We start from the raw sequence: 20,471 nt of genomic DNA on the forward strand, positions 1-20,471 counted from the left end.
CGCCGAGATTGGCTTCAGGTGTGACTGACGCCGTTGGCCGCCGCGAGCGCCTGCATTCGGGGGCTCGGGCCATCGTCGATGATCTGGCCGTCGCGCATGCGGATGATCCGCTTGGCGTGCTCGGCGATGTCGTCTTCGTGGGTGACCATGATGATGGTCTTGCCCCCGTCGTTGAGCTTGCCGAGCATCTCCATGATTTCGTGGCTGGTCTTGGTGTCGAGGTTGCCGGTCGCTTCGTCGGCCAGAATGATGTACGGATCGTTGATCAGCGAGCGGGCAATCGCGACGCGCTGTTGTTGACCGCCGGAGAGTTGATTGGGGCGGTGATCGAGGCGTTCGTGCAGGCCGACCATTCGCGCGAGCTCCTGGGTCCTGCGCTCGACTTCCTCGGTGATCTCGCCACTCCCTTGGTACGTCAGGGGGAGCTGAATGTTCTCAGTGACGGTGTACTGCTGGATCAAGTTATATGACTGGAAGATGAAGCCGATGTAGCGGCTCCGCACTTCCGACAGTTCGTCGTCGCTGAGTTGGGCGACGTCCTTGTCCCCCAGGATGTACTGACCGCTGGTCGGCCGATCGAGACAGCCGAGCAGGTTGAGCATGGTGCTCTTGCCCGACCCCGAGGCTCCCATGATGGCGATGTATTCGCCCTGATGGAAGTCAACGGAGACTCCCTTCAGGGCGTGGACCGTCACGGCCTGGGTTGTGCCTTTGCGGCGGCTGAAGAAGCCCCCTTCGCTGGCGTGGCCCATCACGTAGGTCTTGCGAACGTCAACCAGGCGGACGATCACTTTCGTCGCGATGTTCACTGATTCGGACCCCCACGGCCGCCCCCGAAACCGCCTCCGCCGCCACCTGCTCCCGCTCCCGCGCCACTGCCACCGCCGGGAGGGCCTCCAAAGCCGCCACCGGCTCCACCACCACCACCACCGCCGCCGCCACCTTGCAGGATCGCGTCGACGCGTTCCGCGGGGACGCCCGCGTCAATCATCATCTGTTTCTTCTCTTCGGGACTGGCGCTCTGGAACTTCTCGCGGATGGCCGGATCCATCTTACTCATGAAGCCGCCGCCTCGCTGGCCCTTGCCGGTTCGCTTCCCCTTGGCCTTGGCCTTTGCCTCGGGATCCGTGGCCGCCTTGCCGTCGGGGCTGGCGGTGGCGACGGCTCCGACCTGGGGTTTGGGGGTGGTTCCCCAATCCTTCTTCGAGGCCTCGCCGGCCTTGCCCGACTCCCCGAACGCCTCGCGCTTCTCATCCTCGGACATCAGAAGGAGGGGGCTGAGTGCAACGCGGTCACCTGTTTTGAGGCCCTCGCGGATTTCGACGAGCTTATCGTTGGAGGTGCCCACGGTGACGGTGCGCCAGTCGTAGGTGCCGTCGGCCCGCTTGACGGCGACATGGTCTTTCCCCTGGTACTCGAGAATCGCGACCACGGGAACGCTCAGGACGTTGTCGATCTGGGCAACCAGGATTTCCACCTGGGCAGTCATTCCCGGCCGCAGCCCCGAGAGGCCATTGTCGATCGTGACGTGGGTGGTGTAGACCTTCACGTCCGAGCTGAACATGCTGTTCGGGTCGGGCAGCGGAGCGACATCCAGGACGGTGCCTTTGAGCGTCTGATCGGCAAAGGCGTCGACGCGGATCCGCGCCTGGAGGCCGGGGGCCAGGCGATCGACCATCGACTCGTGGACCTTGGTGTTGACCCGCATGTGCCCGGTATCGGGCAGGCTGAAGATCTTCTGCCGCTCGCGAACGACCGCACCTTCTTCGATCTGGGGCTGGCTACTGCCGCCGAACCGGCTCGGGTCGTTGGCGTAGACCACCAGGCCGTCGCCCGGCGCCAGGAGCTTACAATTCTTGATCTGGGTCTCGAGCTTCGCCTGCTTCTTCTTTTCCAGGTCCCAGGTCTGATCCTTGGCTAACTCGTCGGATTTGGCCTTCTCGACGTCGCTTTTCAGCTCTTTGATGGTCTTATCAAAGGTGAACTTTTCGAGCACGGACTTCTTCGTCGTCGCCTGTTCGAAGGCAAAGATCTTCTGGTCGAGCGAGACCTTGTCGGCGATCCGCTGGGCCAACGAGACGTAACCTTTGTCGAACATGCGCGTGGACCATTCCAGTCGGTCCTCCGCGCGTTTTCGTTCCGCCTCGGCCAGGGCGATTTCTCCCTTGACCGTCTGCAACTCCTGGAGGTAGACGCCTTCCTTGTACTCGGTGACGGCGATCTCGGCCACTTCCCGGGTCAGTTTAGCGTTCTGGTAGGACGCCTCGGCTCCCGAGGTTGCAATGTACTGGTTGGTCAACTGGTCGTTCAGGGCCGCCGAGTCGAGCTCGCAGACGAGCTCGCCCTTGGTGACGCGTTTGCCTTCCGGGACGATGGAGATGATCGTCGTGGATCCCTCCACCTGGCAGAAGACGTCCTCGTTCTTGGAGCTTTCCAAGGTGCCGCGTTCGGTCACTGTGACCGGCAGCGTTGCCGGTCGGACCTCGTAGTTGATGATGTCGCGGGTGCTCGAGGCGAACAGGCCGGTGACTGACTTTGTGATCCCCGGCACCCCGAGCACGATTCCGGCGGCGACGATCAGGACGACCACGAGGCCGACCAAGAACGTCTTGCCGCCGTTGGATTTACGGCTGGCCGGCTTCTTCAGGTCGGGGAGCTCCCGGTGCGCGGATGGCTCGGCTTCCGCCGCCGGTGCCGGCGCTTCCGTAGTTTGCAGGGAAAAGTTCACGGTAAGCCTCCCATTCGTCGTAGGGCAAGGTGCCGAGGTCTCGGTAAAGTGTGAGCCGGGCGGTCTCGTAGCCGAGCCAGTTCGTAATTAGGGTGTTTTCTTGGGTGAGCAACTGGCGTTGGAAGTTAATCAGGTTGGTCGTCTGGGTTGCCGCGTTGGCTGCCTGGGCGGTTCCACCCCCCCCGGCCGCGGCCCCTTGTGGCGGTGCGATGATCTGCTCGAACGCCTGGTCTTTCAGGCGGACGGCAAGGGTGAAGTTCTTGCGATTGATTTCATAAGTCAAGTACTGCTGGTGAAGATTCCTGACGTCAATTCGGATCTGATACTTCAGGTTGTCCTCGAAGGCTTGCAGCGATCGACGCTGACGTTCATAGCCGATCAAGGTCGCTCGAAACTGGTTCCGCTCATTCAAGCGGACCAAGGGGAGCTCTGCATTGAGCACGAGCGAAAATTGCTTGGCTTGATCGACGAAGGCAAACGGGTTCGTGGTTGCGGGGGGAGTGAGAAACTGGTTGGTGAGCGTGACGTTGAAAATCCCCTTCAACGCATTGGCTGAGACCCGAATCTTCCGCCAGGCGTCATAAAGCCTGGCCCGCTCGTTCATCAAATCCAATCGATGCTCGAGCGTCACCCGTTCGGCGGCCAGAAGCAGGTCTTCCAGATCATCTTCGTTATCTTTTCCGGTATTGTACACGGAAAGGACCGACCTGCCATCAATATTCACGTCTGCCAGGTCAGGAAGGTTCGCTGCGTACTGGGGGAGATCGGTGAGATTCCGCTTGGGATCGCGTTGCCAGTCGTCAATCCCGTCGAAGACCTGCTTGAACTTCAAGGCGAGGGTCCGATCGAGGATCAAGGGAACGTCCGGCGGCATCCCGAGCTGAATCTTGAACTGGTCGAGTTGGGAGCGGAACTGAGTCCGGTCGTTCACCAGCTGTTGCAAGGCCTGCTGATAGCTCTGGTCGACCTGGTCGACCTGAAGTTGGGTGAGGCCGGAGGCTTCACCTTTGATGAGCTCGGTGTAGATCATGTAAAGGCGTTCGAGGGCCGCGATGTTTTTGCGGTCGTTCTCGAGGATCTGAATGTCCTGAATCACGTTGAGGAAGCCGACGGTCGGGTCGGAGTTGCCTCCTCCGGAGAACCCAGGGGTCTGCAGGGTCGACCCGAAGTTCGTGATCGGGGTTCCGCCCACGAGGGTGGCGACCACGAACTCCTGACGGAACTTGGCAAAGCTGCGGATCGCGTAGAGCAAGTCACGCTCGGCCTGAGTCAGGGCCTCCAGGGTCACCGCACGGCCGCCTCCTCGGAGGAACGGCTGGACGAGTGTGAGCGGCAAGAACGACTGGACGCTGGGCTGGCGAGAGTTCTGGCCGAGGAAGTTGAACACGACCTGGTTGGCGAATCCCATCAGGAGCCGCCCACCGCTGTTGAAGACCTTCCCGACTCCGGCGACGGTTCCGACGCTCAGCGAGGAGATCGGGGTCCCCGTTTCTCTGGTCCGATAGATGAACTGGTTAATCGGGTTCGGGGCGGGAATCCCTCCGGCCGTGGTGCCGGTCAGCGGCGTGAGGCCGGCGTAGAACTGCGGCTGGAACGCGAACCGTTGGAGTGTCACTGCCAGGCTGGTTGTGTAAACGTTTTCCAGTTGGAACTGATAGAAGCGGGCGTTGATCAGGGCGAGTCTGAAAGCCTGCTCCATCGTCAATATGTATGGGCGGCTGTTTCTGGGCAAGCCCGCGGCCTCCGCTTCATTGAAGTTGATCTCGTCAGGGATGAGCATCCCGGCAATCGCGTCCCCTTTTCCTCGGACTCACGGTATTGCTCAGGGGTGAGGTCGGGCCTTGGGGTCAACGGAGCCGACAAATCCGACTGGATCGGGGCAGGGTCCATGCCGATCGGCGGTGGCTGAACCTCAGGACGTCGGGGACCCTCCAACCCGGGAGGCGGGGTCGTCGAGGGCGAGAGAGTCGTCGGTTCTTGAATCCCCGTCTGCTGGAAGGCGGCGAGTCGCAGGCCCGGGTCCCGCGACTTGACGCGGGCCTGGGGAGCATTGACATCGTCGCTGGGCGGATTCGCAGCAGGTGGGGGCACCGATAGAGAATTAGGCGGTATCGCCTCGAGCGGCGTCCCGGAATTCCCTCCGGTACCAAAGGGCGACGACATTGTCCCGGACGGCACGGGGGGGGCCGGCTCGATGTCCGTGGGCGCGGGGGCCGGTGTCCGTCTCGGTTTGATCGGGCTGGGAGTGGCAGGGGGGGCGTCGCCAGCCTGCATGCTCTCACGCTGCCAGGTGTCGAGCATGTCGAGGTAGCCGGTCCCTTCCAGGGGGACCATCAGGCGGTTGTCGGGCCACTGGGGCGCGGGTGACAACGCCTGGGCGGCATAGTCGTCAGGGGGAGCGGGGGGGGCGTCGGGGTCGTACGGGTCAGCGAATCGCGACAGCGCGGGCGGTTCTACCGAGAAGAGGTCGATCCGCCAGCGCGGATCGCGACTCTTCTCGAAGATAGCCTCGGTGACGTCCTGGTTGGCCCATTCCCGGAAAAATTCCCGGGTGCATCCAGACTGAGTCCCCAACGCGAGGACAATCAGGAGTGGAACCCGGATTCGGGAACGACGCGATGGGCTCGTCTGGTGGGCTTTGAGTGTCATGGCTTCTTCGCCTCGGGCGACGTTCGATTGGCACGAATGCCCGCTCCGACCTGAGAGGTCCGGTCAGGGACCACCAGAGGCCATTGAGGGGCGGGATGACCCCTTTAATAGATGGCAGCGACGGGGCATGGGTGTCCCCGTCTACGAACTTTATCGGAAGTAGGGGTCGTGCGGGTTGAGCCGAAAATGCAAAGCGTTGACTCCTTACATCGTGTGGACTGAATGGTTTGGATGGAGCCAAGGTCGTCAACCGGCCGAAATTGCAGTGGTAGTTGGCTACCCTTGGCGGACGCGGCGTCGCGCCGAGCCGGTCTCAATGAAGCGAAAGCTTCGAGCCGGATTCCCGAGGGGCGCTCGAGTCGCAGGGCTATGGATACCCGGCGGACGCGCGACGACATAAGGGCTTGGAGGAGGGAGTCTCCGATGCTGTTTGGCAATCGCGGACCTCGGACATTGGCTGCACGGCGGCGCGGGGGTTTCCAACCCAAAATTCAGTCGCTGGAACAGCGACAATTGATGTCGATTGACCTGGGAGGGGTGCTTCCGCCCGGTCAGCCCAATATCGCCACCGCGCCGTTTGGTGTGGCAATGCCAGGGCAGGAAAACGGCGGTGCCGCGGGCTTCAGCGTGGCGGCTGTGGGCGATACCAACGGCGACGGCTTTGAAGACTTCGTGATCGGTGCGCCCACCGCGACCAATGTCGGCGGTCTGCTTCAACCGGGCAACGGCACCAATAGCCGGGCGTTCCTTGTGTTCGGCTCGCAGACGGTGAACGGGAGCAACATCGACTGGCTCACGCTCGACAACCTGGGCCAGCGGGTGGGCGACCTCGGCCAGTTGGACAACGCCATTCAGACCAATCCGATCAGCGGCACGACCACGAATGCGTATGCTGGGTTGACGTTCCTGACGAGCTTGAACACCACGTCACAGCTCGGCTCGGCGGTCGCGGCCGCCGGCGACGTCAATAACGACGGCTTCGCCGACTTTATGATCGGTGCCCCGGGCGCGAACGACCTCAACAACCTCAATCCGGGGACGGGCCGCGCCTACCTGGTCTTTGGAAGCGCCGCACTGTCGACGGTCCCGACGCCCACCGTCGACTTCGACAATCTTGCACCCTCCACCGGGGTGGCCGTCACCACCTTCGGGAGCTTGATCGCGAACTCGCGAGTGGGCCGGTCACTGGCGAGCGTGGGAAACTTTTTTGCCAGCAACTCGGCCTCTCCTGACATCGCCATCGGTGCGCCCAACGCGTCCGTGGGCGGGTTGAGCATCAATGGTGCGGTGTACGTGATCCCGGGCTCGGTGCTTGCCGCGCCCGCTGCGGGGCCGATCAACGTGAACGCCGTGGGCAATGGGCTGGGCGGTGTCATCTTCGCCGGCTCGGCCAACAACGAGTCGATCGGGTTCTCGGTTGCCGGAGCCGGCAATGTGGACGGCGACCCTGTCGGCGTGACCCCCGGGATCGATGACCTCCTCATCGGTGCGCCCTTTGCCAATGGAAACTCGGGCGAGGCGTTCTTGATCTACGGAGGTAATCTGCTTCCCGCGGCCGGGACGCCGGTCAATGGTCTGAACATGATCCAGACCGACCGGATCGGGATCGGGACGGGCGACACCGATATTTTCGGTGCGGTTTTCCAGGGGTCATCACTCTCGCGGACCGGATACGCGGTTGCCGGGATTGGTGATTACGACGGCAATCGCTTCGCCGACATCGCGATCGGTTCCCCCACCGCCGGAAGCAATGCCGGTCAGGCCAATGTCTTCTACGGTCAGCCTTCCGAGGGCACAAGTCTGATCGGCACGATCCCGGTCTTCAGCCCCCCGGTGGGGGTGCCCAACTTGGCCCTCGTCGGTGCCCCTAATTCGTTGGCTGGCTACTCCCTGTCTCGTTCCGGGAAGGTCATTACCGCCTCAACGGGTAATGACTTCATGGTCGGGTCGCCGGGGCTGAACGGGAACCAGGGGGGGGTCTACTATATCCCCGCCAATCAATTCTTCCTGGAAGGCACGCAGCAGTTGCTCTCCGCCGAGGGAGCCCCGCTGTCGGCGGTCTTGATTCAGATCACGAACGCCCCGAATGCGCCGCCCTTCCTGGGGGCTGCGGTCTCGGGTCGACTGCTCGGCTCGAATCAGACGACGACGGCCGATAACGACGTCCTGGCCGACGTCATCCTCGGAGCCCCGACTTACAGCGTGACCCAGAACGGCCGATCCGGGGCCGGTGGCGCGTTTATCATCGAGGGGGCTTTCAATCCGGTCGTCGCTCCGCTCAATCCCCGGATCGTGACGGATATTGCCGTCGGCTCCGCGCCGGTCGGGTTGCCGCCGTTCGGAACGTTCAGCATCAATGCGACGAACCCGGCCGCGCTCGATATCTATGTGTTGAGCAACAACACGATCTCACCGCCATTCATTCCGTTCGATGATATTGACACCACAACCATCGCGGTGAACGGGGTGCCGTATCCGGATGCCACGATCAGGGTGGATACGGTCGACCGAAATGATGACCAGCTTCCGGACGCGATCGTCACGATCACGCCCCGTTCTCGGCTCGCCCTGAATTCCACGGTCACGATTCTGAATCTCACCGGGAATACGTTGAGCTCCGCCCCGAACTCCAATGTCGGGTTCCGCGGCACCGCGCAAATCTTGGTCAGTGGTGGTGTGAACCCCAATCCCCCGGCCACGGGCACCACCGGTACCGGGGTGCTCTTGGGACTCATTCCCCAGACGACCTTTACCCCCCAGTTCGGCGCGGACCACTACGTTCCGCCCGCCTCGGCGCTCTCGCGGCTCAACTACAAAGCCATTCCCCGGGCCGTGGCCTACCAGCAATACATGCCGGGACGCGGCTGGGCACTCCGGCTCTACAACTTCGCTCACCCCCAGAAGCTGAGCCGAGTTCCGTCCGGGACGCAAAACAGCCTGCGGGGCCCGCTTCCTCTCACGCTCAGTAAGAGCGTCTTCACCCGAAGCAAGTATCACAAGAACCAGTCGATCGAGTTCACCCACAATAACCCGGTCATCCCGACCAATCGCCAGACCGAGCGATTTCTGGCCCGGGGTCGGAAGCATCCCAAGTTTTCCTGAGAACCGCGAAGTGGGTTCGCTCTGAGATCCAAACCAAACCGGCCGGGCTCTCCTTGGGGAGGGCTCGGCCGGTTTTCTTTCCTGCGCGGACAAAGCTCGGTACGGTGCTTCGGACCCAATCAGCGCCCGGCTCAGACGATCTGGGAGAGCCGGTGCGCCAGCCGCTCGAGGGCCGGGCTGCGGTCGTATTTGTCGAGATGGACGTTGAGCAGGCTGAAGCTCGACGTGTTGGCCACGGCCTGTTTGAGCGCCGTGTCGAGGTCCCCCTCGGTTCGTACCTCCAGGCCCAGGCCGGTGCCGAACACTTCGGGAATCTTGTGGAAGGCCCATTCCTGGATGTCGTTGAACGGCCCTTCGAGGAGGAACCGCTCGGTGGTGTACCCGTGGTTGTTCAAGACGACGATGATCGGGTTCAGCCCCTGGCGCACGATCGTCGAGAGTTCCATTCCCGTCATCTGGAACGCGCCGTCGCCAACGACGACGAGCGTCCGGGAGCCCGGATTGGCCATCCCCGCGCCGAGGGCCGCCGGGACGGCAAACCCCATCGACGTGTAGTAGGCGGGGCTGATGAACTCGGTTTCCCGACCCATCGACAGATCGGCCGCCCCGAACAGCGAGTCGCCGATATCCGCAATCACGGTCATCGACTTGTCGAGCATCCGATTCAGACGGGCGAAGAGCCGACTCGTCGTCACCGGCGCGTCGGTGTCGGCGACCCAGGTGGAGGCGAATTGGTCGGAACGCGGGGGAGGCGGCCCTTTGGCGAGCGTCAGCGACCGTGCGATCAGGCCGCGGAGAAAATCCTCGAGCCGGACGTCGCTGTAGTGGTGGTGGCGGATCCGGAGGTCTTCGCTCGTGGCGTCGATACAACGCGCGGGGTCGAGCTTGGCTGTGAAGATTCCCAGGTTGATGTCAGTCATGAAGCAGCCCAGCATCAAGAGGCAATCCGCCTGCTCGACGTACTCGGCGACCTCGGCGCGGCCCATCGCCCCTTCGTAGACCCCGGCGAACAGCGGGTGCCCTTCCGAGATCACGCTCTTGCCCAGGATCGTCGTGGCGATCGGCATCCCGGTCTGCTCGGACAGGGTGAGGAGCTCGTCCTGGAGCCCGAACCGATGGATTTCGACGTCGGCCAGGATCATCGGCCGCTTGGCCGCTGTCAGCATCGCTACCGTCTCGTCCAGCGCTTCGCGAAGCGCATTCGGGTCGCTCGACGGCCGACTTGCCGGCGGTCGATGCGGGACCACCTGCTTCGCTAGCACCATGTCGCGAGGGATCTCGAGGTAGACCGGCCGCTTATAGCGCATGGCCGCCTCGAGAACCCGGTCGATCTCCCCGAAGGCGGTGATCGGGTCGGAAAGCACGGTCGAAGCGACCGTAATTTTTTCGAAGACCTCGAACTGTGTCTCGAAGCCCTTGACCTTGTGGTGGAGCAGGGGGTTGTGAACGCGTTCGGAGAGCCCCGGCGAACCACTCAGAACGATCACCGGCGACTTCTCGGCGTAGGCCCCCGCGATGCTATTGCAGAGGCTCAGCCCCCCCGCGCAATACGTCACGCAGACACAGCCGAGTCCACTGACGCGAGCGTAGGCGTCGGCGGCGAACCCCGCGTTGTCTTCGCGAGTTACACCGACCAGCTCGATCGGGCTTGCCTCGATCATCTTGTAGAGCGTCAGCACGTAGTCGCCCGGGATGCCGAAGATATGCCCGAGTCCCAGAGCGTGGAGCCTATCGATCAGGTACTGGCCGACCGTCGGCACCCCCGGATCCGTGGTTCCGTCGCGTGCTGTGTTCAGAGCCGTCGAGGTTGCCATCGGTCGTCTCCTGGGCTTGAAGGATTCCATTCGAATCGTGCTCGGGGACCGGGAGGGCCCTTCGACCCCTCCAACGCGTCAAAGGTCCGCGTGCCTCGCGCGGAAGTGGTCGGGCAAAGATATAGACCCAGGCCCAAAGGCCTCGCCGTGTGGTCACGGCAACGCGTTGGTAGAGTCCCTCGTCCACCCCTTCATACGGATCGAGGTCGTGTGTTAGTTCGATCGGATCGACGGGGCGCACAAAACCTTCGACCCAACCGGCACTCTTGTCGTCATGATCGACGAGGGCCGGGTACGGACCAAGGTCGAACAGTCGGCCGCGGACCTCGTCGGCGACCCAACCACGAGCGGCCACTTCCCCCGGGTCGTCGGGGGCCAGGGTCCCATACGCAAATAACAGTGAAGGCGTCGTGCGTTTCGATGGGCCCAGAGGAGCGGCTCCACGTTTCAGATCCCCATTGCATCCCGCCTGGCCGACGGGAGCCGATGGCAATCCATTCCCCTTCCCATTCATTCTAAACAATCTCGCTGCCATGACACGGTGGATTGGGCCAGGGCCTGCCCTTGTTTCTCCGATTGTGGGCCGCTCCGTTCAGGTATGGCTGATTGCAGGATGCTATTCGCTTCGATGGTTTTGAACGCTTCCGCGAAGGGGAGGAGAGGGCTGGCTGGAAAAAAGCAAATGGGGCCGTTTGACGCTCGGCTTGTCGCGAGAACTCGCCTGATTTCGAAACTTTCGAGGGAGCATGGGTTGACAATCTGAGGAGCGAGCGGATCATCTGACGCCTACGGTGGGTGGAAAGTTTTGGGAACCGGGATGATCGCCCCCGCCTCGGCTCGTTTGAGTTCGAGGGATCATCCCGCTCGCGGTCGTTTCGGGCCCCGCCCGGAACGACCCGAGCGTGATTCAAGGACGAGCCTGAAGTCACTTGGCCCAAATAGGTTAAAGAAGTGGGCCAGGTTGATCCGAGGGATGATGTCGTCCCGTTTTTTTTAGAGATGCACCAAGGAGGGTCATTCGGTGCGGCGTCGCTTCTCAAGAGGGGGAGCTCGACCATGGTGAGTCACTTCGCCGATGGAACGACGAACGACTGCGCCGATTGACTGTGTCAGCAGAATGGAGTTCGCTGATGTTCAGCCTGTCGGATTCGAGAGCGTTGGCCACCCGGAAGTGTCTGGCACGATCAGGGTCGAAGGAACGGCACTTTCGACGTTGCCGCCCCGCGCCTGAAGTTCTCGAAGGGCGACGACTGCTGGCCACCGGGATCAGCGGTGTACCGCCGGCGGTCAACGGGGCCGGAGCCGATCAGGCTGTCACGTTTGCGGCCTTCGCCGGCCCTCGGACCTGGGCGCCGGAAACGACCGAGTTGCACGTGTCCCAGGGTCAGACGGCTCACCTCCGGGTGGCCCGGGCGACGACCAACAACGCGATCGGCTCTGCGGCCGTGGCGACGATCGACTGGGGAGACGGGAGCACGACCCCCGGGCTCATCGCCGCCTACGCGATCGATTATGTCCCCGGCGCGGTGGGGCATCCCTACGGAATCACCGTTGCTGGGGAACACACCTATCTGACGCCCGGGACCTTCGTCGTCCGAACCACGATCGTGGCGGCCGACGGCGACTCGACGACGGTCACCAGCACGGTCGTGGCAACCCCCGCTCTGACTCTGAACGGAGGGCTGGACCCGGCCAGCGATACCGGGGCCTCGAACCTCGATGGGATCACCTCGGCGACGCAGCCCCGGTTTCAGGGGAATGCGACGCCCAACGCCAACGTGCAGCTCTTCGCCACGCGCCATGACGGCGGCGTCCCGTTCCCGATTGGCCAGGGTGTGGCCGATGCGCAAGGGGGCTGGTCGGTCACCTCGCTCCCTCTGGCCGAGGGTACATATGCGATCACAGCGAACATCAGCACCGCCGATGGTCGCCGGCTCTCGGCGGTCGCGATCGCCACGGGGAGCGCCGGGGGCCCCTTGGTCGTCGACACCACGGGGCCTCGTGTCGTCGGGCTGACCCTCAACGCGCTCAATGCCCAGATTCAGGTGAACCTCAGCGACAATCTGGCGGGCCTGGATTCACGTGGAGCCGCGGCCTCGAACCCGGTGAGCCTCCAGCGGCTCGTGCGTTCGCGAGCGAACACGGTTCCAAGTTGGCCGCTTTCGATCACCGACGGCGGCAAGTCGGTACTCCTCGGCCTGAGCCGGCCGTTGGCGAATGGACGCTACACGCTGCGAATTCTCGCCGCCGGGGTGCGTGACCTCGCGGGTAATGCGCTCGACGGCGAGTTCGGGGGGGCATTTGCGACCGGCAACGGCCAGCCGGGGGGCGAATTCGCCGCGACCTTCCAGGTCGCCAGGCGGCAAGCCCTGCTCCCCCGGGCGATCCAGCAGGCCGCCACACCGCAGCCGACTCATCGTTCGGGCCTGAGGTCTGCTCCTGGTTCCTCCGGACTGTTGGGCACGCGCCGCAATAAATAAAAAAAGAGCGAGAGCCGTGGCCTCATCGTCGGCCGTTGTGGCCAAGGGCAAGTGACGCCCTTGGCCAGGGCGGTGGCACGCGTTGGCCTCGCTTGCGTTCTCACTCTGAGAGGCCTCAACCGCGCGGGTTGATCAGGGCGCCCAGGTCGTGCATGAGTGAGTCGAAGATTAAGTTCAGATTGACTTTGCGACGGATGTGGTAGTCCGCCTCGATGCAGCGGTCGGCCAGAACGAGGACGGATTCGGGATCGAGTCGGTTGGCCAGGGACGTCACTGCGCCTCGGTCGCTCGGATCGGGGCAGGGGGGAGCCAAGCCGGCGGTCTGCCAGAGGATTCCCCGGAAGAAGTGGGCGAGCTCACCGATGAGAAGGCTGGCGCGGGCCCGCTTGTCAACCGACTCCTTGAGCTCGTTGACAAAGAGCGTGAGGCGTGCCGCCGAGGCGGGGGGATCGAACCCTCGAGGGGACGCCAGGTCGTCGATCAGGGCACGGCGGAAGTGGTCGAGCTCGGGGTCGGCCAGTCCTCGGGCGCGGGCGACGCTTCCCTCGCCGAGTTTGGCGAGCCGAGTGGCTTCGGTGGAGTCATGCGCAACGTTCTGCTCCAGGAGCAGGGCGGCCAGCTCCGTCTCGGGCAGCGGTTCGAAGCGGACGACCCGGCAGCGGGAGATGATGGTCTCGAGCTGGAGCTCGGCCGAAGTTCCGATCAGGATCAGGACCGACTTGTCCGGCGGCTCCTCCAGCGTCTTCAGGAAGGCGTTCGCCGCTTCCTCGTTCATGTCGTCGGCATCGTCAACGATCGCGAGCTTCCGTCCGCCGCGGGCGGGCTTCAGACCAAGGTCGAGGCAGAGGCCACGGATCACCTTGATCGGGAGCTCGTGCTTGTCTTCGGGGCGGGCAACCTGCAAGACGTCCGGGTGATTCCCCGCCTTGACCTGGGTACAGGATGGGCACTTCTGGCAGGGATTCAGTGCCGTCGGGTCGGCCTGCTCACAGAGTAAGGCCTGAGCCAAGGTCAGCGCGAAGGTGCGTTTGCCGATCCCGTCGGGGCCGACAAAGAGGAAAGCGTGCGGAAACCGACCCTGTGTCAGGCTGTTCCGCAGACTCTCGACGACCCGGTCATGACCGCGGACCGAGTGCCAGGCCACGCTCCACCTCACTTTGAATTCGGGATGAGACGACCTCGGGCTCGGCCGAGGCATCGACCACAACGATGGGTGCGGGGTAGTACGAGCAGGTATTGCTGGCCGAAGCTTGGGCGGCGGCCAGGAAACCCTCACGGACTTTGGCATGGTACGCCAAGGGCCGGTCTTCGATCCGATCACGCGACTCGCCGACCCGACGCCGCGCCAGATCTGGCGGAACGTCCAGGATCAGGGTCAAGTCGGGCAACAGAGCCCCGGTCGCCGCCAGCCCGACGCGTCCGACCTCCTCGATCGGAAGTCCGCCAGCGTAGCCTTGATAGACGATATTTGCGAGAAGATAGCGGTCGGAAACCACGGTCCGGCCACTCGCCAGCGCCGGGCGGATGATTTCCTCGACAAGCTGGGCTCGGCTGGCCATGTAGAGGAGCATCTCCGCGCAGCGAGAGATTCACCGTATTGCGATCGAGGAGGATCTGGCGAAGGCGGTCGCCGAGCGATGTGCCTCCCGGATCGCGGCAGGTCACAACATCAAGTCCGGACGCACGGAGCCAGGTGGCCAGCGCAGCCGCTTGGGTCGACTTGCCCCCGCCATCGGGGCCGTCCAAGGCCAGGAACAGGCCCCTCGCAGAGCTTGGATTTGAAGGATCGTGCCAGGGCATCGGGCCATCTTAGCCGGGAACGACCCTCGACGAAAGCTCAGCCAATGAGATCCGATCAGGGTGTTGGCTTCCTCACGATCGATATAGGGGGGGGGACGCCCCCCCCCTCATTGGGGAATCGGCTTGGGCGTGAGCGTTAGCTACTTGGCCCTTGTCATGCCGGGGATCGGGAAGGATTGCGCGATCGATGCCCGAACGAGGTGACGCCGGAAGCGGCTGGCCACCTGGTAGAACAGCGATCCCACACAGAGGATCAGGAGCATCAGCCGTAGCGACGTTGCGGTTGCTGCCGAAAGCCCGATTCCGGTTCCAATCGCCACGTAGGCAGCCAGGCATGTCGGGCACTTTGGCAAAAAGGCCAGCAATGCGCCCGGAACGACCCAGCCGGCGCTGGCGAGACCACGCTGCGCAATCGTCTTGCGGGCGGTGCCGCTCGAACCCAATTCGCAGCAACGTTGAGCGCTCACGCGTGGTCCTCCGCGGAACAGCAACTGGAGCCCGAGGCATTCGGAGCGACGGAATTCACGGTCAAGGGAACCAGGCGGCCATCGTCGTACCGGTCGTGGTGCCGGACCCAGTTCATGGTACTGGTCTCGTTCCGGCCCTTCGGCGTGAGGTCGAGATAATTGTGGGCGCCGAGCAAGAGGTCGCACCCACGGGCATAGGACGAGTAGGTGTGGAAGACGTCGCCCGCCGCGTCCTTGGTGAACACGCTGATGCCGTGGAGATCCTCGGCCGCGTGGTCGCTCATCCCGTAGTTGTAGTTGACCTGGCCCCGCGCGACTTCCTCCTTGGTAAACGACACGTGATAGTCGTAATTGAAGTCACCGCCAACGGACGAGATCCACTTGAACCGCCAGCCCATCCGCGTCTTGAACGGTTCGAACTCGGCCAAGGGTGCTCGCGAGACCACAACGAGCGACACGTCGTGAGGCGCGAGGTGCAAGTTGGCTCCGTCAATATGGTCGGCGATGAACGAGCAGCCCGTACACCCTTCCGCCCACCCGGGAGCAAACATGAAGTGATAGACGATCAACTGGCTGCGTCCGTCGAAGAGGTCGGCCAACGACTCCGTGCCAGCCGGTCCTTCGAACCGATAGGACTTCTCGACCTTGACCCAGGGGAGCTGGCGGCGCTGGCGGCTCAGCTCATCATTCAGCCGGGTCAGTTCCTTTTCCTTTTTGAGCAATTCCTTGCGAGCGATGATCCATTCTTCGGGCGAAACGATGGCGTGTTCCGTCATCTTGGGTTCTCCATGCCGAACCGGACTGCTGGCCCGGCGCAGTCGTGGGATTGAGGGACGTCCGATGAGTTTTTCTTAGGATCGCTCCGCGTCCACCTCTCGATCCTCGGGATCGGTGGAGCGGGTTGGGCTCTGAGGAGAATCGCCTTGTTCCGCGTCGTCCTTGATCCGCAGCAGCGCACTCGCCCAGAAGCCCTCGTAACGACTGACCCAACGTTCGTAGATCTGCTGAATGGGAACCGCGTTCAAGCTGTTGATTCGTTGCCGGCCTTGCTCTCGCGTGACGATCAACGACGCCTCACGGAGCACGTCGATGTGCTTCATCACTCCGAACCGCGAGAGCTTCGGGAATTGCGCCACGATTTCCGTGGTGGTTCGCGGGCCATTCCGCAAGAGGTCGAGGATCGAGCGGCGCGTCTCGTCGGCGAGGGCTTTCCAGACGCGGTCTAACTCCTCAGACATGCTCGCCCTCTGGCAATTGCGGCAGACTCTGGATGTGTTTCATGAGGGTGCAACGGATCAGACTTCAGAGCGTTTCTTCACTTGATTCAGCAACTGAGACCAACCGGAAGTGACCCCCTTGCGATGTTCAGGGTCGATGAGGCCGAGCACCCGGTGTCGCAGGGTCAGGATGGCACCGTCGCTGACCTGTTTGATTCGAAACTGCAGGTGACCGGTGGCCGGATAAGACATGAACATCGGCCCGTGGATCTCCAGAAGTGTGGGAGGCTTGATGACCTGCACGAACCCCCACAGGTGCCCTTGCTGGTCACCGAGATCGCGGTACCAACGCCCGCCCGGCCACGCCTCGAGCACCATCGCCAACGACTTGCCATCGTCCGTGCTGTTCTCCTCGGCAAGCCGCTTCAGCAGGCTTTGAAACACCACTTTCGTGGTCGCCTTGATTTGAAGTTCCTGCGAAATGTCCAGCGTCAGGTCATCCAGATTCATTTCAACGCTCCCGTTCAAGAATCCGTTCTGATCGCGGAAACCACCATCGCCACTCCGCGATCTCACCTCTCATCTTAGGTAACCGAATAGTAACGTGACTTTTTAGTCACGTCAAGTTGGCCTGCGAATTGTCCTCATGAATTCTGAGGTTGAGGGCGTCCCACCCGCCGTTCGCTGAGGGGTGGGTCGATCGGATTGCGATGGTCGGATCGGATTGGAGGGGATTGGAACGCTGGGCGGGCGCGGAGCCGTGCCGCCAAGGCAAGGCGGGAGCTGACGCTCTCCGCTTGCTTGGGTGGCTTCCTTGCTTTGTGGCCGGTTCATGGTGGTGGGTTGGGGCCACCCGGCGCAAGAGTGGCAGTCGATTCGTGGAAGGACTCGAACCGGTGGTGAGACCTGTTTGGCGCGGGAGCGATGGGGAGGGCGGGCCGTCAGGGTTGGTCGAGGGGGGGGACTTCCGAGGGGATGGCCTCGGCGCCGCTTGCGAGCCAGGCGTTGGCCTCGGCGAAGACCTGGCGGATCTTGGCGTGGTAGAGCAGTCGTGTGATCTGGTCGAACGAGCCCCAGTGATGCCAGTGGCCGGCCGGATCTTCGACGTGCTCGGCCGATGGGGTCAAGGACGCGACGTCGTGGACCTCGACGACGAAATAGGTCACCGTTTTGATGACCTTGCGGCCGCGGCGGATGTAGGTGTACGAGAGGCTCTTCTCGAACCCTTCGCGGAACGACCATTCGACCAGCCCGGTCTCCTCGTGAAACTCACGGGCGGCGGTCTGTCTGCTCGATTCCCCGGCTTCCATTCCCCCCTTGGGGAACTCCCACTTGGCACGCGGATTGCGCACCGTGGCCGAGTGGAGGACGAGGAACACGAGCCCGTGTTCCCCATCCACCTGATACGGAATCACACCGGCGGAGCGCTCGTGGATCGTGGTCATGACGGCGGTCGCTCCGACGGCCGGTCATCGCCGTCGCCGTCCTCAAGGGCCGCCACCAGGCCAAGCACCGCTCCCGGCGTTACCTGGTCGTCTTCCCATCCACGGATTTCCGCCAGCCGGCCGGTCGTGGGCGCAGGCACATCGAACGTCGCGGGGCCTACGAGCACCTCGACGAGCCGATCTCCCTCCCAGACTTCATCTCCCCGCGCAGCGAACCAGTGGCTCACGACAATCCGCACGTCCGGACCGGTTCCCAGGTCGGGCAGGATCACTGCCTCCAAGCGCATGGCGAACCCCGTCTCGTCGTTCACGCATCAGTCTCGATTCGGTGAAACGCCCACTGACGCTCCCCGATCGCATAGCATCTCAGCTTATCCCCAGAGTCTCTCCTTGGCCAGAGCGATTGGAACGCGATCCTGGCTGCTCCGCGGGGAACGGGGGCCTGGGGTCCGTTCCCCGCCTGCGTCCGGTCGTCATGCGACAGGGGGAAATGACGCGTCTCCCTCGAGTTTTACGAAACTTTGGCGAGGGCTCGTGGTATCTAGCTTGAAGAGGGATTCTAAGGAAGACTGGGGCGTCCTTCGTTCGAGTCTCCAACCTGCTTCGGCTCTGAATCTTGGCCCGATGAGGGGCGAGCCGGAGAGCCTCGGGAAACGAACCCAAGAGGAATCTGGGCATGGCGAGTCGTTGTAACCTGCACCGAGGATTGAGGTTTGTGGGCCTGCTGCTGCTGCTGGTTTTGGCGGCCGAGTCGAGGGGAGCCGAACTCCCTCAGGATCGGGGAATCGGCCAGCGCATGGCCAACTTCACGCTCAAAGATGTCTCGGGGCAGTCGGTCTCGCTTTACGGCTTTGCCGGGAAAAAGGCGGTCGTCCTGGCCTTCTTGGGAACGGATTGTCCGGTCGGCAACCTTTATGCGCCTCGTTTGGCCGAGCTCAGCAAGGCCTATCAAGACAAGGGCGTCGTCTTCCTCGGCATCAATTCCAACGCCCAGGAGACGGTCGATCAGGTGGCCGAGCACGCCAAGACCTATGGCCTTGATTTTCCCGTGCTGAAGGACACGGTCAACCTGGTGGCCGACCTGACCTTGGCCGAGCGGACGTGCGAGGTGCTCGTGCTCGACGGTCGCGCAATGCTGCGTTATCGCGGTGCGATTGACGACCAGTATGCAATCGGCAAGCGGAAGCCCGAGGCGGCAAACCACTACCTGCGTGACGCGATCGATGAGGTACTGGCCGGGAAACCGGTTTCAACCCCGGCGACGGCGGTGGTCGGTTGCTTGCTCGACCGTCTCGAGCCGAAACCGGTGACGTCGACCAGCGCTCCCAGGATCCGCCCGGCCTCGCCTGAGATCGTGGCCGTCCTGAAGGAAAAGGAGCCGGCGACTCCCATCGACGTGGGGCAGGTCACCTACGCGAGCCAGGTGGCCGTCGTTCTCCGCGACCGTTGCCAGTCGTGCCATCGACCTGGTCAAGTTGGGCCGTTTCCGCTACTCACCTACGACGATGCTCGGCGTCGCGCCGCGATGATCCGTGAGGTGGTTGACGACCACCGCATGCCCCCCTGGCATGCGGATCCCCGGTACGGCCACTTTCGAAACGACCGGCGGCTTTCGGACCGCGAACGAGCGACGCTCCTGGCCTGGGTCGATCAGGGAGCCCCGCTGGGAGATCCTGCCGAGATCCCGGCCGCCAAGTCGTTTCCGGAAGAATGGACGGTCGGTACGCCGGACGTCGTTTTCGAGATTCCCGAGCCCTATGTGGTCGCCGCCCAAGGGGTGCTGAACTACGTCAATGTGCGGGTCCCGACTCACTTTACCGAAGACAAGTGGATCCAGGTGGCCGAGGCGATGCCGGGTGACCGTTCGGTGGTCCACCACATTATCGTCTACGTTGATGACCACGCCAAGGAGAAGGGCCGAGAGCGCGATGCGCACCTCTGCGGCTTCGCCCCGGGCGACATGCCTTCGGTCTTCCCTCCCGGCACTGCCAAGAAAATCCCGGCCGGGTCCGACCTCGTGTTCCAGCTTCACTACACACCCAACGGCAAGGTCCGAACCGATCGATCCAAGGTGGGGCTCACCTTCGCCAAGACACCAGTCGAGCATCAGGCGCGCACCGTGGGAATCGCCCAGACTCGGTTCATCATTCCCCCCGAGGCCGATAATCACCCGGTGCGTGCTTCCTACAAATTTTCTCGGGACGCGCATCTGCTCAGTTTCATGCCGCACATGCATCTGCGAGGCAAGAGCTTCCGGTATGAAGCCACGTTCCCCGACGGCCGCAAGCAGACGTTGCTCTCCGTACCGGCCTACGACTTCGGCTGGCAGACCTCCTACAACCTGGCGGAACCTCTACCCATGCCCAAGGGGACCCAGATTGATTGCCTGGCCCATTATGACAACTCCAAGGGCAACCCCTACAATCCCGACTCCTCCAAGGCGGTGACCTGGGGTGAGCAGACGTTCGAGGAGATGATGATCGGCTATCTCGACTGCGTTGATGATGGGCCGATCGATGAGAAGCCCCCGGCCGAGAAGCCCTCTGCCGAGAAGCCGGAGAAAGCCGCCGCGGCCAACCGGCCGTCTCCGGCCGTGCGACTCATTCGCGTCCTCCGCGCTTTGAATTCCGCCCCGGCCGCGGCGAACTAACCTACGTTCCGCACCTCTCTGGTGGATAACCTTCGACGTTCCGGCGGCCTGCAATCTCAGCGATTGGAGGCCGTCGTCATGTCGAGATCGGGCGCAGGTGATCTCGTCCTCCGAGAGTT

At 63.1% G+C, this 20,471-nt stretch carries 17 protein-coding genes and 1 pseudogene; 3 read left to right on the top strand and 15 right to left on the bottom strand.

Going from position 1 to position 20,471, the window contains the following annotated elements:
- Positions 1-14: 14 nt before the first annotated feature.
- From V5E97_RS11645 to V5E97_RS11660, 4 genes are read right to left on the bottom strand one after another with little or no spacing between them, the layout of a single operon-like run.
- Positions 15-752, bottom strand: a complete 738-nt coding sequence (locus tag V5E97_RS11645; RefSeq protein ID WP_406701149.1) for an ABC transporter ATP-binding protein — start codon at positions 750-752, stop codon at positions 15-17.
- A gap of 53 nt (positions 753-805) precedes the next feature.
- The gene (locus V5E97_RS11650) at positions 806-2,728 is read right to left on the bottom strand and encodes an efflux RND transporter periplasmic adaptor subunit (RefSeq protein ID WP_406699490.1); all 1,923 of its coding nucleotides are present in this window, start codon (positions 2,726-2,728) and stop codon (positions 806-808) included.
- A complete protein-coding gene (locus V5E97_RS11655) occupies positions 2,625-4,508 on the bottom strand; it encodes a TolC family protein (protein WP_406699491.1) in 1,884 nt (627 codons plus the stop codon). Before V5E97_RS11655 ends, V5E97_RS11650 begins: the two co-directional genes overlap by 104 nt.
- Entirely contained in the window at positions 4,430-5,377 is a 948-nt protein-coding gene (locus tag V5E97_RS11660; protein ID WP_406699492.1) for a hypothetical protein, read from the bottom strand. Before V5E97_RS11660 ends, V5E97_RS11655 begins: the two co-directional genes overlap by 79 nt.
- Positions 5,378-5,893: 516 nt before the next feature.
- Between V5E97_RS11660 and V5E97_RS11665 the strand changes: the two genes are divergently transcribed.
- Positions 5,894-8,479 carry a beta strand repeat-containing protein gene (locus tag V5E97_RS11665; RefSeq protein ID WP_406699493.1) on the top strand — a complete coding sequence of 862 codons (2,586 nt, stop codon included), beginning with the start codon at positions 5,894-5,896 and terminating at the stop codon, positions 8,477-8,479.
- A gap of 131 nt (positions 8,480-8,610) precedes the next feature.
- Here the strand turns inward: V5E97_RS11665 and V5E97_RS11670 are convergent, their stop codons facing one another.
- Both V5E97_RS11670 and V5E97_RS11675 read right to left on the bottom strand, forming a co-directional pair.
- Positions 8,611-10,293, bottom strand: coding sequence for an alpha-keto acid decarboxylase family protein (locus V5E97_RS11670; protein WP_406699494.1), 1,683 nt, complete (start codon positions 10,291-10,293; stop codon positions 8,611-8,613).
- A complete protein-coding gene (locus tag V5E97_RS11675; protein ID WP_406699495.1) occupies positions 10,208-10,786 on the bottom strand; it encodes a gamma-glutamylcyclotransferase family protein in 579 nt (192 codons plus the stop codon). Before V5E97_RS11675 ends, V5E97_RS11670 begins: the two co-directional genes overlap by 86 nt.
- Positions 10,787-11,423: 637 nt before the next feature.
- Here V5E97_RS11675 and V5E97_RS11680 point away from each other — a divergent pair.
- Positions 11,424-12,773 carry an Ig-like domain-containing protein gene (locus V5E97_RS11680; protein WP_406699496.1) on the top strand — a complete coding sequence of 450 codons (1,350 nt, stop codon included), beginning with the start codon at positions 11,424-11,426 and terminating at the stop codon, positions 12,771-12,773.
- A 115-nt stretch (positions 12,774-12,888) separates the two neighbouring features.
- On the opposite strand, the gene holB is transcribed toward V5E97_RS11680, so the two are convergent.
- From holB to V5E97_RS11725, 9 genes and pseudogenes are all read right to left on the bottom strand, one after another.
- Positions 12,889-13,917 (bottom strand): DNA polymerase III subunit delta', encoded by a 1,029-nt coding sequence (holB, locus tag V5E97_RS11685; RefSeq protein WP_406699497.1) that lies wholly within the window; start codon positions 13,915-13,917, stop codon positions 12,889-12,891.
- The gene (locus V5E97_RS11690) at positions 13,889-14,332 is read right to left on the bottom strand and encodes a dTMP kinase (protein WP_406699498.1); all 444 of its coding nucleotides are present in this window, start codon (positions 14,330-14,332) and stop codon (positions 13,889-13,891) included. Before V5E97_RS11690 ends, holB begins: the two co-directional genes overlap by 29 nt.
- A gap of 91 nt (positions 14,333-14,423) precedes the next feature.
- Positions 14,424-14,573: pseudogene (locus V5E97_RS11695) on the bottom strand (dTMP kinase); the annotation flags it as partial.
- A gap of 140 nt (positions 14,574-14,713) precedes the next feature.
- The gene (locus tag V5E97_RS11700; RefSeq protein ID WP_406699499.1) at positions 14,714-15,040 is read right to left on the bottom strand and encodes a hypothetical protein; all 327 of its coding nucleotides are present in this window, start codon (positions 15,038-15,040) and stop codon (positions 14,714-14,716) included.
- Positions 15,037-15,816, bottom strand: coding sequence for a DUF899 domain-containing protein (locus tag V5E97_RS11705; RefSeq protein WP_406699500.1), 780 nt, complete (start codon positions 15,814-15,816; stop codon positions 15,037-15,039). Before V5E97_RS11705 ends, V5E97_RS11700 begins: the two co-directional genes overlap by 4 nt.
- Before the next feature lie 75 nt (positions 15,817-15,891).
- Positions 15,892-16,278, bottom strand: a complete 387-nt coding sequence (locus tag V5E97_RS11710) for an ArsR/SmtB family transcription factor (RefSeq protein ID WP_406699501.1) — start codon at positions 16,276-16,278, stop codon at positions 15,892-15,894.
- Positions 16,279-16,335: 57 nt separating this feature from the next.
- Positions 16,336-16,767: an SRPBCC family protein gene (locus V5E97_RS11715; protein WP_406699502.1), complete on the bottom strand. Its 432-nt coding sequence runs from the start codon at positions 16,765-16,767 to the stop codon at positions 16,336-16,338.
- Positions 16,768-17,198: 431 nt separating this feature from the next.
- A complete protein-coding gene (locus V5E97_RS11720; protein ID WP_406699503.1) occupies positions 17,199-17,702 on the bottom strand; it encodes an NUDIX domain-containing protein in 504 nt (167 codons plus the stop codon).
- On the bottom strand, positions 17,699-18,013 hold the full coding sequence (locus V5E97_RS11725) for a biotin/lipoyl-containing protein (protein WP_406699504.1): 315 nt from the start codon (positions 18,011-18,013) through the stop codon (positions 17,699-17,701). The genes V5E97_RS11720 and V5E97_RS11725 overlap by 4 nt, the downstream gene beginning before the upstream one ends.
- Before the next feature lie 365 nt (positions 18,014-18,378).
- Between V5E97_RS11725 and V5E97_RS11730 the strand changes: the two genes are divergently transcribed.
- Positions 18,379-20,352, top strand: a complete 1,974-nt coding sequence (locus tag V5E97_RS11730) for a redoxin domain-containing protein (RefSeq protein WP_406699505.1) — start codon at positions 18,379-18,381, stop codon at positions 20,350-20,352.
- Positions 20,353-20,471 lie beyond the last annotated feature (119 nt).

Origin of the sequence: Singulisphaera photorubra, from assembly GCF_045290345.1 — a bacterium.
Classification (GTDB): domain Bacteria; phylum Planctomycetota; class Planctomycetia; order Isosphaerales; family Isosphaeraceae; genus Singulisphaera.